Source organism: uncultured Lentibacter sp. (assembly GCF_937123735.1).
GTDB lineage: Bacteria > Pseudomonadota > Alphaproteobacteria > Rhodobacterales > Rhodobacteraceae > Lentibacter.
Genome location: NZ_CAKZKL010000017.1, coordinates 1 through 15678, shown reverse-complemented (window position 1 = coordinate 15678; position 15678 = coordinate 1). Strand labels below are relative to the sequence as shown.

The following is a 15678-nucleotide window of genomic DNA, read 5'->3' as shown; positions in this document are numbered from 1 at the left end:
CTTATTCCTTCAGGTGTGGCATTGATTTTTTGAAATAATCCCAGCCCGTCAACACTGTCAGAACAGCCGCGCCCCAAAGCAGCACAACGCCGATCTGACCGGCCCAATACATGCCCACGGCTTTCCAACGCAGCCCTTGAATGTCTTCTTCGCGGCCGCTGATGATGGCGTCAAAAAGCGCATCATCCATACCCCATGAGGCCATGACAAGGTAATGCTCAAAGACGCCTTTGGAAAAAAGCACTGCAATTGCAACCATTTGCAGGGTGGTTTTCCACTTGGCGAGCCGCGTAACCTTGAGGGTGCCCGCCGTTTCGCCCAGAAACTCGCGCAAACCCGAAACAAAGACCTCCCGAAAGAGAATGACCGTGGCCGGCAACACAAGCCATGGTGTCCAGCTCGTGTCGGCATAGCCTATGATGATCATCAGAGCGATCACGACCATGGCTTTGTCAGCGATAGGGTCCAGCATGGCCCCAAGCTTGGTTTCCTGCTTCCACATGCGCGCAAGGTAGCCGTCAAACCAGTCGGTTATCGCGGCGCTCACAAAGAGGATCAGGGCAAACCAATCGGCGTAAGGCCTTGTAAAATATAAAAACATAACCGCCACAGAGGGGGCAGCCAACAGGCGCAGGGCCGTGAGAATATTGGGTATGTTCCAAACCATTATGGATTTCTTTTAGCCCGCTTTGGGCCTTGGTAAAAGTGGCAATCTTCGCTGTGGGGCTGGCTGTAGGGCTACCTGTGCATACCACAGTATGGACAGCCCGTAGGGCAGCGCGCCGCTGTGAAGGTTCGTTAAGGTCTGGTTGGCAAATTGGGCAAGACAGCAAAATACGAGGTCTCAAATGCCACGCATGACAAAGCAGAGCGCGCGCGTCGAGCTCTTTGAACAGCTCAAAAGCTTTCAGGAAGAACTGGTCTTTGACTGGGTTGACCGCTCCTTACCCAAGGATTGGACCGGCTCGGTAAGCGCCTTTGGCCAGACCTGCCGCAAAGAAAAAATCTCGATCCGCCTGGACGAAGATATGCTCAGATGGTTTCGCAATCTTGGCCCGGGTTACCAAGTCAAGATCAACACGGTCTTGCGCATTTACTGGACGGCGCTGATTTCTGGCATGGTGAAGGCACATTATGACGATGACGATGTGACACCGCTCTTTGCGGAAATGATCCGGCGCAAGGCAGAGTTGAACCAGAAGAGGCGCGAGGAGTTCGGCTGGGACCACTGAGGCCCGCGCTCTGGCCTGTCAGCCTTTCTCGTGAAAGTGATCGTAGATTGCTTCTGCGATCTTGTCGGAAATGCCCTCCACGGCCTTAAGATCGGCAAGTGCAGCGCGGCTGACAGCTTTGGCGCTGCCGAAATGCGCCAACAGCGCCCGCTTGCGCCGCGCGCCAACACCGGCGATCTCGTCAAGCGGGGTGATGCCCATGGCTTTGGAGCGCTTGGCCCGATGGGTGCCAATGGCAAAGCGGTGGGCCTCATCGCGCAAGCGTTGCACGAAATAGAGCACGGGATCATTGTGGCGCAGGGCGAAGGGGCGCTTGCCGGTGCGGTAGAATTCTTCTTTGCCCGCATCGCGATCAACGCCTTTGGCGACCCCCACCATGGGAATATCGGACACGCCCATTTTGTCCATAATGGCGCGCACCGCAGAGACCTGCCCAATGCCGCCATCAATGAGCAGAAGATCGGGCCAGAGGCCCTCTGTCTTGTTTGGATCTTCCTTCATGAGCCGCTTGAAACGCCGCTCCAGCACCTCTTTCATCATGCCAAAGTCATCGCCCGGGGTATGGTTATCGCCTTTGATGTCAAATTTGCGATATTGGTTTCTCAGAAAACCGTCAGGACCAGCCACGATCATCCCGCCAACAGCATGGGCGCCCTGGATATGGGAGTTGTCATAGACCTCAATGCGTTGCGGCGGGGCGGGCAGATCAAAGGCCTCGGCCAGCCCTTGTAACAGCTTGGCCTGTGTGGCGGTTTCCGCACTTTTGCGCGCCAGGCTTTGCTCTGCATTGCGGGCGGCAAAGCCGACCAGCTCAGCTTTTTCGCCCCGTTGGGGCATCATGATTTCCACTTTATGCCGCACCTTTTCGCTCAGCGCTTCGGCCATCAGCTCCGGAGCATCAAGCGGGTGGGAAAGCAGCAGCAGGCGGGGCGGATCTTTGCCATCATAGAACTGGCCAATGAAGGCTTCCAGAACTTCGCTGGCTTCAATTTCTTCACTGCCCAAGCGCGGATAGAAATCGCGGTTGCCCCAATTTTGATTGGCGCGAATGAAAACCACCTGCACACAGGCCTGCCCCTTGTCCATATGCAAGGCGATCACATCGGCTTCGGCGGTGGCGCGCGGGTTGATGCCTTGCGTGCTCTGCACCTGTGTGAGCGCTTTGATACGGTCGCGCAGGGCTGCGGCCTTCTCAAACTCCAAAGTTTCGGAGGCGGCCTGCATTTCCTTGCCGAGTTTTTCCTGCAAATCGGTAGACCGCCCAGAGAGATAGCGCACCGCATCGCGCACATGCTCGCGGTATTCCTCGGCATTCACCTTTCCGACACAGGGGCCCGAGCACCGCTTGATCTGATATTGCAAGCAAGGGCGGGTGCGGCTTTCAAACTCGCTGTCAGAGCAATTGCGCAACAAGAAAACCCTCTGAAGCTGTGCCAGTGCGCGCGATACGGCCCCCGCCGAGGCGAAAGGGCCATAATAATCACCCTTCTCTTTCTTGGCGCCCCTGTGCTTTTTGATCATCGGGAAATCATGGCGGGTGACCAGAATATTGGGAAAGCTCTTATCATCGCGCAGCAGCACATTGTATTTGGGTTTGAGCTGCTTGATGAGGTTCTGCTCAAGCAACAGCGCTTCTGTTTCTGTTTTCGTGGTCAGGAACATCATGGTCGCGGTTTCGGAGATCATCCGGGCGATGCGGCCCGAGTGCCCTGTCGGACGGGCATAGCTGGAGACCCGCGCCTTGAGGTTGCGCGCCTTGCCCACATAGAGCACCCGCGCCTGGCTATCGAGCATCCGGTAGACCCCCGGCTCGCCGCTGAGCAGCTTCACATAAGCGGCAATCACCTGATGGCCCGTGGGGACGGGCTGTGGCTCGGTTTCGCTCATCTTTGCCCTTTCACGATTCGCCCTGTTGGCTGCAATGTTACCAAGGCGAGGGCAATAGAAAAGCTCTCCCCGATTCCTGTGGATAACTCTGAGTATAACCTCATGCGAACCAAGATTTTCCGTTGTATTTTGGCCATTTGGTTAATGTGCCTAAAAATTAGGCAGCTTACCAAGGTATTGATTTTGCGTGATTTTTTAATGAGAAATCTGCAAGACATTGGTTTTATTACATTTTTGTTAAGCTTCTTCACGCCAAAACCATCGCAGTGCAAAACTTGCGGCGCGAATGCTGTATTTGCCCTATTCGACACCCAACACATCTGGGGTTTGCCAAGCCAGATGTTGGCCACCGTCCACGCAAAGAAGCTGACCTGTGACCGCCGGTGCATCCAGAAAATAGCCCAGCGCCGCGGTGATGTCAGAGAGGTTTGCGCCGCGCTCAAGGACAGTGCTTTCGCGCTGTCGGGCAAAGTGGCTCTCGCTCTGACGCGCGCCTTGCAAGGTGGGCCCCGGGCCAATGGCATTCACCCGAATGGCCGGTGCAAGTCCCTGTGCGGCGGTTTGAGTCAGCGCCCAAAGGCCCATTTTGGCAATCGTATAGGTGCTGAATTCCGGCGTGAGCTTGCGCACCCGCTGATCAAGCATATTGATGATGAGCGCACTGGCCATAGGCTCACCGTTTTCATCGGTGCCCGCTGGCGGGGCCTGGCGCATGAAGGCCTGTGTCAACACATAGGGCGCACGCAGATTGGAGCCGATATGGCGCTCCCAGCTGGTGCGCGTGGCCGTGGCAAGCGTGTCGTATTCAAAGATAGAGGCGTTGTTGATCAGGCAGGTGAGCGGCTGACCCAGGGCCTCACTGGCGCGGGCAACCAGCGTTTCGGTGGTCGCCTCCTCAAGCAAGTCGGCCCCGAGCGCAACGGCCTGCGCGCCCTGTTCTCTCAACTCAGCGACCAGAGCATCTGCGGCCTGTGAAGAGCTGTTGTAATGCACCGCAACGGCAAAGCCCCGTTTTGCGAGATAGCGCACCATGGCTGCGCCAAGGCGTTGCGCGCCGCCAGTGACAAGGGCCGCGCTCATGCCATCACCACAATGGCAAGGTAGGCCAGATAGAGCCCGGTGAGCAGCACGCCCCACCCGCGGGTGATGTCGCGTTTGAAAAAGACAAAAGGCACCAGCAACAGCGAGGCGCCCAGCATGACCCAAAGGTCAAACTGCAAGAATTGCCCATCCACCGGAATATCGCCAAGAAGCGCCGTGATGCCAATAATCGCCAGCAGGTTGAACATATTGGAGCCAATCACATTGCCCAGAGCCACATCGGCCTGACGGCGCAGCGCGGCCATGACCGTTGTGGCAAGCTCGGGAAGGGATGTGCCCAAGGCAACAAGCGTAAGGCCGATGACCGTTTCGGTGACGCCGAACTCGCGGGCTATGTTTACGGCGCTGTCCACAAGGATATCAGCCCCCAGCGGCAAGCCGACAAGCCCCAGCGCGAGGAAGACAATGATCTTCCACCAGGGCAACTCTGGGTCTGCGCCTTCAAGCTCTTCAAGCGCCTCATCTTCCAGTGCCGCCTCGGCCGCGCGTGTTTCGCGGCGGTGATTGCGCGCGTGCAGGAAGCTGTCCGTGAGAACGGCGGCAAGCGCAGCGAGCAAGACAAGCCCCGCCCAGAAATCAAACACGCCCCGGAAGGCGAGCGCGATGAACAGGAGCGAGCTGGCGATCATGTAGATATAATTTTTACGGCTGTCACATTCGGAGGTGTGCATGGCCGCCAGAAGCGCCGGAAACCCCAGCACCATCAGGATATTGGCCGTATTGGAGCCCACAACATTGCCCATGGCAATGTCGGGTGCGTTTTCCATCACCGCCTTGATGGCAATCAAAAGCTCCGGCGCAGAGGTGCCAAAGGCCACGATTGTCAGCGACACCACCAGCGCCGGAATGCCAACCCTGAGCGCGAGATTGACAGCACCGCGCACAAGGCTATCGCCGGCCAGAAGCAAAATAACCAGCCCCAGAGAGGCAAGTAGCCAATCCATACTCTACCCTTTTGTTTTGCAGGGGCATGGCCCCTTGCCGATACGGAAGCGTTTGCACTTGGGGCAACGCTTGTCGGCGATTTGCTTTGCGCCAGGCACTTTGAGCTTCCCGAACATGGCCAACACGCCCATGGACACAAGAAAAAGTGTGACGATCTTGAATATCATGCGCTCAAAGCCCGTAGCGGGCATAATCTGCACGCTCCTCTAGGGCTGTGACGCCCTCGTTCACGAGCCCCGCGCCGAACCGCGCCAAAAACGGCTTTTTGCGGCCATAAGGGATCAGCCGGACGTTCTCGCCATAAAGCTCTTTGAGCTTGGGTTCGATATGGGCAATACCATCAATTAACCCCAGCTCAAGCGCCCGGCCCGCAAGCCAGAACTCGCCTGTGAAAAGCTCGGCCTCTGCATCAAGTTTGCGGCCGCGTCGGCTCTGGATTTGCGCAATGAAGAGTTTGTGCATGTCATCGAGGATTGCCTTGAGGCGTTTCACATCTTCGGGCTTTTCTTTCTGGAACGGATCCAGCGTCGATTTGGACTTGCCCGCAGTGTAAACCCGCCGCTCTAGCCCCTGACGGGCCAGAAAGTCTTGCGCGCCAAAGCCTGCCGAGATCACCCCGATCGAGCCAATGATGCTGCCGGCATCCGCCCAGATATCATCGGCGGCACTGGCCAGCCAGTAGCCCCCCGACGCGGCGACATCCTCTACAAAGGCATGGACAGGTATCTTCTTTTCTTCTGCCAGCCGGCGGATACGCGCGGCGATCAGGCCTGATTGCACTGGCGAGCCACCAGGCGAATTGAGAACAAGCGCCACAGCCTTGGGTTTGCCTTTGCGAAAGGCCTTTTCCAGCAGTGGGGCCAGCGCCTCATCAGAGAGCGCGCCGCGCGTGCCCGCTGCAATCCGCCCCGCAAGGCGCACAACAGCCACGCGCGGCTGGTTTTTCAGAAAGGGCAATTTGCGTATCATAGAGGCCCATGTAAAGCTGAGGGCGGGGCGAAACAAGGGAGCGGGCCCGCGCGGGTGCAGTGTTTTGGAAAAAAAGCCTGCTGCATGTGCTTTGCGCGCCTCAAGGCTTGAGCCGGTAGCCGGATTTGAAAATCCAGCCGATGGTCAGCAAACAGGCCCCCGTGAAACCGGCAATGGCCAGAAGAGACAGCCCTATGGGCACATCCGCCGCGCCATAGAACGCCCAGCGAAAACCCGAAATCAGATAGACCACAGGGTTGAACAGCGACACCGTCTGCCAGACAGCGGGCAACATGCTGATCGAGTAAAACGCGCCCCCCAGAAAAATCAGCGGCGTGAGCACCAGAAGCGGAATAAGCTGGAGCTGCTCGAAGTTTCCGGCCCAGATCCCGATGATGAACCCAAACAGCGCAAAACTGAGGCAAGTGAGCACGAGAAAGGCCATCATGGCCAGCGGGTGGGCGATTTGTAACTCGATAAACACCGAGGCCGTGGCCAGGATAACCAAGCCGATAAACAAGGCTTTCGTTGCAGCCGCCCCGACATACCCCAGCACGATTTCAAAGAAATTTACGGGCGCTGAGAGCAGCTCAAAAATGGTGCCAGTGAACTTTGGGAAATAGATGCCAAAGCTGGCGTTGGAGATGGATTGGGTCATCACCGACAGCATGATCAGCCCCGGTACGATAAAGGCCGCATAGCTCACCCCTTCTACCTGCTGAATCCGGCTGCCGATTGCTGTGCCAAACACCACAAAGTAAAGCGATGTCGAAATCACTGGCGAAATGAAACTCTGCACAAACGTGCGGAAAAAGCGGGTCATTTCCGCGGTGTAGATTGTCCAGATGGCCGACCAGTTCATGCGGCGTCCTCCGCTGAGGTCTCACGGGTGAGCCCGACAAAAATATCTTCCAGACTCGATTGGCGGGTCTTCAGGTCGGCAAGCTTGAGGCCGGCACCGGCCAAGTCGGCCAGCAGTGCCGTGATGCCTGTTGCTTCGCCGCTGGTATCATAGCTGTAAACAAGCGTGGCCCCATCATCTGCCAGCTCCAGCCCGTAGCCGGCCAGCGCTTGGGGCACTGTCGCGACGGGCTTGCGCAGCGAAATATACAGCTCCTTGCGCCCCATGCGGGCCATCAGGGCCGCCTTGTCTTCCACCAGCAACAAGGCGCCCTTGTTGATAACACCGATCCGGTCGGCGATGGCCTCGGCCTCTTCGATGTAGTGGGTTGTGAGGATGATGGTCACACCGTCCGCTTTCAGCTCGGCCACGATTTGCCACATGTCGCGGCGCAGCTCCACATCCACGCCCGCCGTCGGTTCATCCAGAAAAAGCACGCGGGGCTCATGCGCGAGCGCCTTGGCAATCAGAACGCGGCGCTTCATACCGCCCGAGAGCTGGGTGATGCGCGCGTGGCGCTTGTCCCAAAGCGAAAGCCGCTTGAGGATATTTTCGATCTTGGCCTCGTCACGCGACAAGCCAAACAGCCCCCGCGAGAAGCGCACAGCGTCGATCACCTTGGTGAAGGGCTCCAGCGCAATTTCCTGCGGCACAAGCCCGACAAGCCGGCGTGCGGCCCGGTAGGCCTCAACAATATCATGACCCCCGATCCGCGCCTGCCCGCCACTGGGCGACACAAGCCCGCAGAGCACTGAAATCAGCGTTGTTTTGCCTGCACCATTGGGGCCGAGCAGCGCCAGAATTTCGCCTTCGCCAATCTCAAGGCTCACCCCTTTGAGCGCAGCAAAGCCGCCGGCATAGGTTTTTTGCAAGTTGTCGATCTGCACAAACGCCATGCTCTGCCCTCCTGTTCGCGCCCTGACCCTACGCCGCGCGCGGCCCGAGCGAAACCGCCAAAAGCACATGGCCGGAAAAACCAGGCCCCGCGCGGCCCTCAGAGGGCGCTCAGTCTGGCACGTTATCCACGCCGCTGCTCCCCCAAGGATGGCAACGCAACAACCGGCGCAGGGTCAGATAGCCTCCTTTGAGGCCACCGTGTTTTTGCAGGGCCTCCAGCGCATAAGCCGAGCAGGTTGGATGGTAGCGGCACGAATGCCCCACCCAGGGGCTGAGCAGCAACCGATACAGGCGCACAGGCAGCGACAAGATAAAGGCCAGCGGGCTCATGCGCGGTGCAACTTTTTCAGCGCGTATGCGAGATCCCCCTTGAGGGCCTCAAAATCGCGGCTTGCCGTGGCGTCAAACCGGCCGATCAAAACATAATCAAAGCCCGCCTGCCCCGCCGACGGCAGAATCGCTCGCGCCACTTCACGCAGGCGGCGTTTGGCCCGGTTGCGCGCCACCGCATTGCCCACTTTCTTGGAACAGGTGAAACCAACACGCAAGGGGCCGTCATCTTCGCGCAGACGCGCCTGAACCATCATCCCTTTGGTGCCACATTTGGCGGCCCGCGAGGCTGCCAGAAAATCGGCCCGTTTCTTGAGAATGTCCAAAGATGTTGTCATGGAGAGGATTTTCACGCCAAAGAGACAATGTAACAAGTCAAAACCGCCTGAGCGCGCTCAAGCGGTTTGATTTCTGTTCGCAATCCGTGGCTCCCAAGGGAGCGCGACCAGCTTAAGCGCTGAGCGACTTGCGGCCGCGCGCGCGGCGGGCATTCAAGATCTTGCGGCCTGCTTTGGTAGCCATACGCGAGCGAAAGCCGTGGCGGCGCTTGCGGACGAGGTTGCTTGGTTGGTAGGTGCGCTTCATCGCTCCGTCTCCGAATTGTAAGGCAGGCAGGCGAGTCGCCCGGATGCCTCGTGAATACTTGAAGCCCGCTCTATAGGGGCCATGCGGAAGGCTGTCAAACCTGTTGCGCGCCGTTTCGGGAGAATTTGCAACAAAAACCCCAAACGCCTGCGGGAATTTGTTACAGTTCCCAAGAAATCCTTCTTCAAGGATCACGAAAACATGACCAGATGATCAAGGCCCCGTGAAGGGCTTGCTATGCCCCTTGGGTTTTGGGGCGATCCGGCGCAGGTATGTGCATCACAAAGCACCAAGGGACAAAGCACATGGACGCGACAGACCAACCAACCACATCTTCCAAGAAAGGGCTTTTCGCCCTTGGCCTCTTGGTGGTTGCCGCCCTTTTGGGGGCAATCTATCTGCGCGAATATCTGAGCTTTGAGGCCCTGCGGCAAAACCGTGCGGCGCTCATTGCCTTCCGGGATTCGTATTATTTTCTCAGTGCGCTCGGCTTTATCCTCGCCTATGCGCTCATTGTGAGCCTCTCGCTGCCCGGCGCTACGATTGCCACCCTGACGGGCGGATTTCTCTTTGCGACCTTTCCGGGCGCCTTGTTCAATGTGGCCGGTGCCACCTTGGGAGCCACAGGTGTGTTTCTTGCGGCCCGCTGGGGATTGGGCGCGCGGCTTGGCGCAAAGCTTGACGCGCAAGACGGCAAAATCAAAGTCATCAAGGACGGGTTGGACAACAACCAGTGGTCCATGTTGTTTCTCATGAGGCTGGTGCCGGTGGTGCCTTTTTTTGTGGCCAATTTGCTCCCTGCTTTTCTGGCCGTGGCTTGGCACCGTTTTGTGATCAGCACCTTTTTGGGGATCATCCCCGGTGCTGTGGTGTATACATCGGTGGGCGCGGGGCTCGCAGACGTGTTCGCGCGAGGCGAGAGCCCTGATCTGGGGATCATTTTTGAAGCCCATATCCTGCTTCCCATTCTGGGCCTGGCCGCACTTGCGGCCCTGCCTGTCTTGCTCAAGGCGCTGCGGCGCGAAAACACGCTCTGAGCGCCCCTGCCCTCCTCTTCTTTGAAAGGCCACATCATGGCACAAATCAAAACAGACCTTCTGATCATCGGTGCAGGCTCGGGGGGGCTTTCTGTGGCCGCAGGGGCGGCCCAGATGGGCGCCGATGTTGTCTTGCTTGAGGGGCACAAGATGGGCGGTGATTGCCTGAATTATGGCTGCGTGCCCTCCAAGGCGTTGCTTGCACAGGCAGCCGCAGCGCAGGCCCGTGGAGGCGCGAACCCCCAAGACTACAGCGCCGCACAAGCGCATGTGCGCAAGGTGATTGAAACAATTGCGCCGCATGATTCTGTAGAACGGTTCGAGGGGCTCGGCGTGCGTGTCATCCGGGAGTTTGGCCAGTTTATCGGCGCCGATACCGTGCAGGCGGGGCCCCACGAAATTCGCGCGCGCCGGATTGTGATCGCCACCGGGTCTGCGCCGCTCGTGCCTCCGATTGCCGGGCTTGACAGCGTGCCTTACCAAACCAACGAAACGATCTTCGAGCTGGCCGAGCGCCCCAAGCATCTGCTCATCATAGGCGGTGGGCCGATCGGGCTGGAGATGGCACAGGCGCATCACCGTCTGGGCTGTCAGGTGACGGTCATTGAGGGGGCGCAGGTTCTGGCAAAAGATGACCCTGACGCGGCCGCAGTCTTGGTGCAGGCCCTGCGCGATGAGGGCATCACCATCGAGGAAAACGCCCTGGCCGCCAAGGTATCGGGCGGCGACGGAGCGATTGAGGTGGCCGCACAAGACGGCCGCGTTTTCAAGGGCAGCCATCTGTTGGTCGCGGTGGGGCGCAAACCCAATATCGCAAAGCTCAACCTTGAAGCGGCAGGGATAGCAACACAGCGCGGCAGTATTGCTGTCAATGCCGCCCTCAAGACCAGCAACCGCCGTGTCTATGCCATCGGAGATGTCGTGGGGGGGCTGCAATTTACCCATATGGCTGGCTATCACGCCGGGATCGTGATCCGCTCTGCACTTTTCGGGCTACCCGCCAAGGCCAGCCAAGCCCATATCCCTTGGGCCACCTACACAAGCCCCGAGCTTGCCCAGGTCGGGTTGACAGAGGCCCAAGCCCACGCCCTGCACGGCACCAGCCTGGAGGTTCTGCGGGTGGAGTATGTGGGCAACGACCGCGCGATTGCGCAGGGAAAAACCACAGGGTTTGCCAAGGTGATGGTTGTGAAAGGCCGCCCGGTTGGGGCCAGCATCGTGGGGGAGCACGCGGGCGATCTCATCACAACCTGGGCCTTGGCGCTCGCCAACAATCTGAAAATGAGCCAGATTGCCGCCACGGTCGCCCCTTATCCGACCATTGGAGAGATCAACAAGAGGGTTGCCGGGGCCTATTTCTCTCCACGGCTGTTTCAGAGTAAGATGGTCAAAAGACTTGTGCGCTCGGTGCAGCGCTATTTGCCGTAAGAGGTTTTTCGGGCCATGATCAACACGCTCTCCGGGCGATTTCTGGTTTTGACGGTCATCTTTGTGATGCTGGCTGAAATTCTTATTTTCGTGCCTTCGATTGCGCGGTTTCGCGAAGACTATCTGTTAAGCCGCCTTGAACGTGGCCAGATTGCCTCGCTGGCGCTGCTGGCGGATGATATGATCGGACCCGAGCTGGAGGCGGAGCTGTTGCGCAATGCCGAAGTCTTTAACGTGGTGTTGCGCCGCAACGAGGCCCGCCAGCTTATCCTCTCTTCTCCCATGCCCCGCCCGATCTACCAGACCTATGATCTGCGCGACGCCCCGGCGCTGGTGCTGATCCGCGACGCCATGTTCCGGCTCTTTGACAGCGAAGACCGGATCATCCGTGTGATTGGGAACCCCGTGCGCGAGGCGGGTCTGCTGATCGAGATTTCGCTCGACACCCGAAACCTGCGGCTGGCCATGATCGACTACGGATTGCGGATTTTGGCGCTGAGTGCGGTGATTTCTGTTTTTACGGCGGTGCTGCTGTTTTGGGCCGTGCGGATGTTGCTCGTGCGGCCCATCAAGAGGGTTGTAGGAGATATTCAAGCCTATGCCGCAGACCCGGAGGACGCCAACAACATCATCAACCCCTCCGCCCGCGTCGCCGAATTGCGCGAAGCCGAACAAGCGCTGCAAAGCCTTGAAACGCAGTTGACAGGCGCGCTCAAACAAAAGGAACGCCTCGCACAGCTTGGGGCGGCTGTCGCCAAGATCAGCCACGATTTGCGCAATATTCTCACCACCGCCCAGCTCTTCACCGACCGTATCGAACTGAGCGAAGATCCAGCGGTGCAACGGATGGCTCCTAAACTTGTCGGCTCAATCCGCCGAGCTGTAAACCTGTGCGAGACAACTCTGGCCTTCGGAAAAGCCGAAGAGCCCGCGCCTCAGCTTGATAGCCTGCGCTTTGACCAGCTTGTCGCAGATGTTTTTGAGGCCGAACAGCTGGCCGGCGCGACACAGGCTATTTCCTTTGTCAGCGACGTGCCCGAGGGGTTTGCCCTGCGCGCAGACAGCGAGCAGCTTTACCGCGTGATCAGCAATCTGGTGCGCAATGCCCGCGAAGCTCTGGAGGGACGACATACCCAGGCAGAGGTGCGCGTCAACGCCATCAGAACAGCAGATGCCGTGACCCTCACAGTGACAGATACCGGACCGGGCCTGCCGGACAAAGCGCGCAAACATCTGTTTGAAGCCTTCCACGGCGGCGCCCGAAAGGGAGGGTCGGGCCTGGGGCTGGCGATTGCGGCCGAGCTCATCCGCGGCCATGGCGGCGAGCTGACGTTGCACAGCAGCGACGCCAACGGCACATGCTTTCGCATCTACCTGCCTCAATAATCTGCAAGCGCCACACAGATCATCCGCCATCAAAATCTCACAGGGCGTTAAATTTGAATTTTTGCGAAAACCTGCTTGCAAAGCCCAAGCGCAAGGCTTAATTGCCACCCTCACGGACCGATAGCTCAGCTGGATAGAGTACCTGACTACGAATCAGGGGGTCGGGGGTTCGAATCCTCCTCGGTCCGCCATTTTCCAAAATTTTAAAGACTGATCTGGCGGCAGTGCTGCTGAGCCTGCGCAAAGCCCGTAGCTTGCGTTATTTGTGGCTGTGCAACAGGCAAAGCGCCCACCTCTGGGGAGGCAGGCGCATCGCGTTGGTGTCTCTCCACATTCAGGCGAAGGCGTGGAGCATATGTTTGCGGGCCACATTTGCCCGTGCAAGCCCCCCGCGATAGGACGGCGCACGCATCCCCTTGTGGTCCTGCATCTCGAAAATCTCTGGGAAAAGGCTGAGCAGCTCTTTGGCTTCGCCCTTTGGCAGGGCCGCAAGCGCCTGCTGGCCCGGGTAGAAAGTTTCTGTGGCCACCCCGTCAGAGAAGATAACCTGATGGCCCTCTGTGAGAATGTGAATATAGGTCACAGTGCGTTTGCCATTGGCCACACGGGCATCAAACTGTGGATGTTCGGCCAAGAATTTCGCGCGGATAAACATCTCATGCTCGCCCAAAGCCCCTGCCAGAGCACGATCTCGGGTGATGCAACGGTGCTGTGGCGACAGAAGCATTGGTTTCTCATTGCCCAGACACCCTGGCTGCAACAAGATGGGGCGCAAATCAGGGTTGGCCTGCAACTCCGCCTGCTCCAGGGTCCGCTTTCCAATCCACAGGATCGGCTGCAAGCCATTGTCTGCCGTTTGCACAAGATCTCCTACGCGCAACGCCTCTACAGGCACTTCGCCGCGGGGTGTTGCAATGCAAATTCCGGGTGTGAAACACGGCACGATGTTCTCGATATTGGAGAACGACATGGTGCCCTCAAGAGTGCCCGCCGTGTCATAATATTCGACAGTGCCGTCAACTCCGTTGCCATCAGCATCAGCGCCGGAGAGGAGCACTTTGAGCGAGCCGCCAGCTGACGTGGACCCGGTGAGATCCAGTGTATCGTTATCGGTGCCACCGCTTCCACCATCGACCACATCACCGGCGTTTGCGAAGAATATATCGGCGCCGTCCCCGCCTTCCAGCGTATCCGCTCCCGCACCACCTGTGAGGACGTCATCGCCGGCGTCACCGCTCAGGGAGTCATCGCCAGAACCGCCATCCAGCGTGTCGTTGCCCAGCCCCCCGTGCAGCGTATCATCGCCAGCACCGGCGTCGATTGCGTCGGCGTTAGACCCGTCCAGCGCGTCATTGCCGTCAATTGCGTCGCCACCGGCGTCAACATAGGCCGCGTCAATGAGATCATTGCCGGCTGTGCCATCAACCACGCCATCCTGCGTGCCGGGGGCAATGCCCATGGCGGTCAGCGTGGCATAATCCAGTTGGTCGAGCGTGACGCCAGTTAGCGTCAGGCTCTCGCCGCCGGGGAAGCTCAGGATCGCATCGCCCGTGCCGTCACCGTTTGTATCAGAGATGGTCACATCATCGGTGGTGACAGGCGTTGTGCCGCCGTCCGAGGTCAGCCCGCTCAGATCGAGCGTATCGGTCACCGTATAGGTGCCATCGCCGTTGTCGGTGGGCATCTGGAAATCGGTGATCGTGTCGCTGCCCTCGCCATCGACGAGCACAAAGGTATCGTCCCCCGTGCCGCCTGTCAGCGTGTCGCTGCCGGTGCCGCCCAGCAGCGTATCACTGCCGTCGCCGCCGGAGAGCGCATCATCGCCCTCGCGGCCCTCAAACCGGTTGTCGCCCGCATCCCCCACGAGGGTATCATCGCCATAACCGCCAAGGACCGTTTCGAAGTTGGCGAAAGTGTCGCCCTCGGCCTGGCCACCAATGCCTGTTCCACGGGAGAGGTCTACGTCCACGCCGGCTGTGTCGTCACGGTAGTAAAGAACATCGTTGCCCGCGCCGCCATCGAGCGAGTCGGCCCCGTCCATACCACGGATGTAGTTGTCGCCCGCGTCGCCGGTGATGGTGTCATCGCCCGACCCGCCGCGCACATATTCAATGCCCGAGATCACATCTCCCTCGGCCAGACCGCCAGAGACCGTCTGGCTGGCGAGATCGACCGTGACGCCTGCGGTGTCATCGGCATAATCGACATAGTCCATACCGTCGCCGCCGATGATGGTGTCGGCCCCGGCACCACCACGGATAAAGTCATCCCCGGCCCCGCCGTCGATATAATCATCGCCGTCATAGGCGTAGAACAGGTTGTCATCGGCGTTGCCTGTGATGGTATCATCACCGCTGCCACCATAGACCCGCTCGATGCTGCTCAGCACGTCGCCTTGCGCATCGCCGCCCGAGGCTGCGCCTGTCTCAAGGTTGACATTGATGGCTGCGCTGTCGCGATAATCTGCGGTGTCTACACCTTCACCACCCTCGAGTGTGTCTGCGCCCGCCGCGCCCCGCAGGATGTCATTGCCAGCGCCACCATCTATAGAGTCATCTCCATCATAGGCGTAAATCAGGTTGGCTCCGTCGTCGCCTACCAGCGTGTCATCATGGCTTGAACCATAGGCGCGCTCGATACCGGTGTATACATCGCCCTCAGCGTCGCCGCCGCTGCCCGTGCCTGTGGCCAGGTTGACATCAACCCCTGCCGCACTGGTGCGGTAATCAATCGTATCGGTGCCCGCACCACCCTCAATGGTATCGGCCCCGTCACTGCCTCTGATCAGGTCATTGCCAGCGCCGGCGTCAATCACGTCGGCGTTGGACCCGTCAAGCGCGTCATTGCCGTCGATTGCGTCACCATCGGCGTCAACATAGGCCGTGTCGATCACATCGTTGCCGGCTGTGCCATCAACCACGCCATCTTGCGTGCCGGGGGCAATGCCCATGGCGTTTAGCGTGGCATAATCCAGTTGGTC

15 protein-coding genes and 1 tRNA gene are annotated in these 15678 nt (G+C 59.0%); 5 read left to right on the top strand and 11 right to left on the bottom strand.

The window, feature by feature from the left end; all coding sequences use genetic code 11:
• Position 1: 1 nt before the first annotated feature.
• Positions 2 to 667: a CDP-diacylglycerol--glycerol-3-phosphate 3-phosphatidyltransferase gene (pgsA, locus tag Q0478_RS04745; protein WP_298676719.1), complete on the bottom strand. Its 666-nt coding sequence runs from the start codon at positions 665 to 667 to the stop codon at positions 2 to 4.
• Between the two features lie 181 nt (positions 668 to 848).
• On the opposite strand from pgsA, the gene Q0478_RS04740 reads away from it, so the two are divergent.
• Positions 849 to 1232 (top strand): BrnA antitoxin family protein, encoded by a 384-nt coding sequence (locus tag Q0478_RS04740; protein WP_298676717.1) that lies wholly within the window; start codon positions 849 to 851, stop codon positions 1230 to 1232.
• 18 nt (positions 1233 to 1250) lie between these two features.
• On the opposite strand, the gene uvrC is transcribed toward Q0478_RS04740, so the two are convergent.
• From uvrC to rpmH, 9 genes are all read right to left on the bottom strand, one after another.
• A complete protein-coding gene (gene uvrC, locus Q0478_RS04735; RefSeq protein ID WP_298676716.1) occupies positions 1251 to 3119 on the bottom strand; it encodes an excinuclease ABC subunit UvrC in 1869 nt (622 codons plus the stop codon).
• A 300-nt stretch (positions 3120 to 3419) separates the two neighbouring features.
• A complete protein-coding gene (locus tag Q0478_RS04730) occupies positions 3420 to 4199 on the bottom strand; it encodes an SDR family oxidoreductase (protein WP_298676715.1) in 780 nt (259 codons plus the stop codon).
• The gene (locus tag Q0478_RS04725) at positions 4196 to 5164 is read right to left on the bottom strand and encodes a calcium/sodium antiporter (protein ID WP_298676713.1); all 969 of its coding nucleotides are present in this window, start codon (positions 5162 to 5164) and stop codon (positions 4196 to 4198) included. The genes Q0478_RS04730 and Q0478_RS04725 overlap by 4 nt, the downstream gene beginning before the upstream one ends.
• A gap of 172 nt (positions 5165 to 5336) precedes the next feature.
• Positions 5337 to 6134, bottom strand: a complete 798-nt coding sequence (locus Q0478_RS04720) for a S49 family peptidase (protein WP_298676711.1) — start codon at positions 6132 to 6134, stop codon at positions 5337 to 5339.
• A gap of 100 nt (positions 6135 to 6234) precedes the next feature.
• Entirely contained in the window at positions 6235 to 6996 is a 762-nt protein-coding gene (locus Q0478_RS04715) for an ABC transporter permease (RefSeq protein WP_298676709.1), read from the bottom strand.
• On the bottom strand, positions 6993 to 7931 hold the full coding sequence (locus Q0478_RS04710; protein ID WP_298676707.1) for an ABC transporter ATP-binding protein: 939 nt from the start codon (positions 7929 to 7931) through the stop codon (positions 6993 to 6995). Before Q0478_RS04710 ends, Q0478_RS04715 begins: the two co-directional genes overlap by 4 nt.
• 109 nt (positions 7932 to 8040) lie before the next feature.
• Positions 8041 to 8262: a membrane protein insertion efficiency factor YidD gene (gene yidD, locus Q0478_RS04705; RefSeq protein WP_298676705.1), complete on the bottom strand. Its 222-nt coding sequence runs from the start codon at positions 8260 to 8262 to the stop codon at positions 8041 to 8043.
• Positions 8259 to 8600 (bottom strand): ribonuclease P protein component, encoded by a 342-nt coding sequence (gene rnpA / locus Q0478_RS04700; protein ID WP_298676703.1) that lies wholly within the window; start codon positions 8598 to 8600, stop codon positions 8259 to 8261. The genes yidD and rnpA overlap by 4 nt, the downstream gene beginning before the upstream one ends.
• Positions 8601 to 8712: 112 nt before the next feature.
• Entirely contained in the window at positions 8713 to 8847 is a 135-nt protein-coding gene (rpmH, locus tag Q0478_RS04695) for a 50S ribosomal protein L34 (protein ID WP_048599009.1), read from the bottom strand.
• Between the two features lie 305 nt (positions 8848 to 9152).
• Here rpmH and Q0478_RS04690 point away from each other — a divergent pair, with 305 nt between their 5' ends.
• The 4 genes from Q0478_RS04690 to Q0478_RS04675 all read left to right on the top strand — a co-directional run bounded on the left by Q0478_RS04690 (position 9153) and on the right by Q0478_RS04675 (position 12889).
• A complete protein-coding gene (locus Q0478_RS04690) occupies positions 9153 to 9884 on the top strand; it encodes a VTT domain-containing protein (protein WP_298676693.1) in 732 nt (243 codons plus the stop codon).
• A 36-nt stretch (positions 9885 to 9920) separates the two neighbouring features.
• Entirely contained in the window at positions 9921 to 11312 is a 1392-nt protein-coding gene (locus Q0478_RS04685; protein WP_298676691.1) for an FAD-dependent oxidoreductase, read from the top strand.
• Positions 11313 to 11327: 15 nt separating this feature from the next.
• Positions 11328 to 12698, top strand: coding sequence for a HAMP domain-containing sensor histidine kinase (locus Q0478_RS04680; RefSeq protein ID WP_298676689.1), 1371 nt, complete (start codon positions 11328 to 11330; stop codon positions 12696 to 12698).
• A 114-nt stretch (positions 12699 to 12812) separates the two neighbouring features.
• Positions 12813 to 12889: transfer RNA gene (locus Q0478_RS04675), tRNA-Arg, on the top strand.
• Positions 12890 to 13032: 143 nt separating this feature from the next.
• Here the strand turns inward: Q0478_RS04675 and Q0478_RS04670 are convergent.
• On the bottom strand, positions 13033 to 15678 hold a 2646-nt coding region (locus Q0478_RS04670; protein ID WP_298676688.1), incomplete at its 5' end, for a Hint domain-containing protein.

What these genes read in the sequence shown, in the direction of transcription:
- Q0478_RS04715 (WP_298676709.1), bottom strand. Translation starts at nt 6,996, where the DNA reads ATGAACTGGTCGGCCATCTGGACAATCTACACCGCGGAAATGACCCGC.
- yidD (WP_298676705.1), bottom strand. Translation starts at nt 8,262, where the DNA reads ATGAGCCCGCTGGCCTTTATCTTGTCGCTGCCTGTGCGCCTGTATCGG.
- uvrC (WP_298676716.1), bottom strand. Translation starts at nt 3,119, where the DNA reads ATGAGCGAAACCGAGCCACAGCCCGTCCCCACGGGCCATCAGGTGATT.
- pgsA (WP_298676719.1), bottom strand. Translation starts at nt 667, where the DNA reads ATGGTTTGGAACATACCCAATATTCTCACGGCCCTGCGCCTGTTGGCT.
- Q0478_RS04690 (WP_298676693.1), top strand. Translation starts at nt 9,153, where the DNA reads ATGGACGCGACAGACCAACCAACCACATCTTCCAAGAAAGGGCTTTTC.
- rnpA (WP_298676703.1), bottom strand. Translation starts at nt 8,600, where the DNA reads ATGACAACATCTTTGGACATTCTCAAGAAACGGGCCGATTTTCTGGCA.
- rpmH (WP_048599009.1), bottom strand. Translation starts at nt 8,847, where the DNA reads ATGAAGCGCACCTACCAACCAAGCAACCTCGTCCGCAAGCGCCGCCAC.
- Q0478_RS04710 (WP_298676707.1), bottom strand. Translation starts at nt 7,931, where the DNA reads ATGGCGTTTGTGCAGATCGACAACTTGCAAAAAACCTATGCCGGCGGC.
- Q0478_RS04725 (WP_298676713.1), bottom strand. Translation starts at nt 5,164, where the DNA reads ATGGATTGGCTACTTGCCTCTCTGGGGCTGGTTATTTTGCTTCTGGCC.
- Q0478_RS04680 (WP_298676689.1), top strand. Translation starts at nt 11,328, where the DNA reads ATGATCAACACGCTCTCCGGGCGATTTCTGGTTTTGACGGTCATCTTT.
- Q0478_RS04740 (WP_298676717.1), top strand. Translation starts at nt 849, where the DNA reads ATGCCACGCATGACAAAGCAGAGCGCGCGCGTCGAGCTCTTTGAACAG.
- Q0478_RS04685 (WP_298676691.1), top strand. Translation starts at nt 9,921, where the DNA reads ATGGCACAAATCAAAACAGACCTTCTGATCATCGGTGCAGGCTCGGGG.
- Q0478_RS04730 (WP_298676715.1), bottom strand. Translation starts at nt 4,199, where the DNA reads ATGAGCGCGGCCCTTGTCACTGGCGGCGCGCAACGCCTTGGCGCAGCC.
- Q0478_RS04720 (WP_298676711.1), bottom strand. Translation starts at nt 6,134, where the DNA reads ATGATACGCAAATTGCCCTTTCTGAAAAACCAGCCGCGCGTGGCTGTT.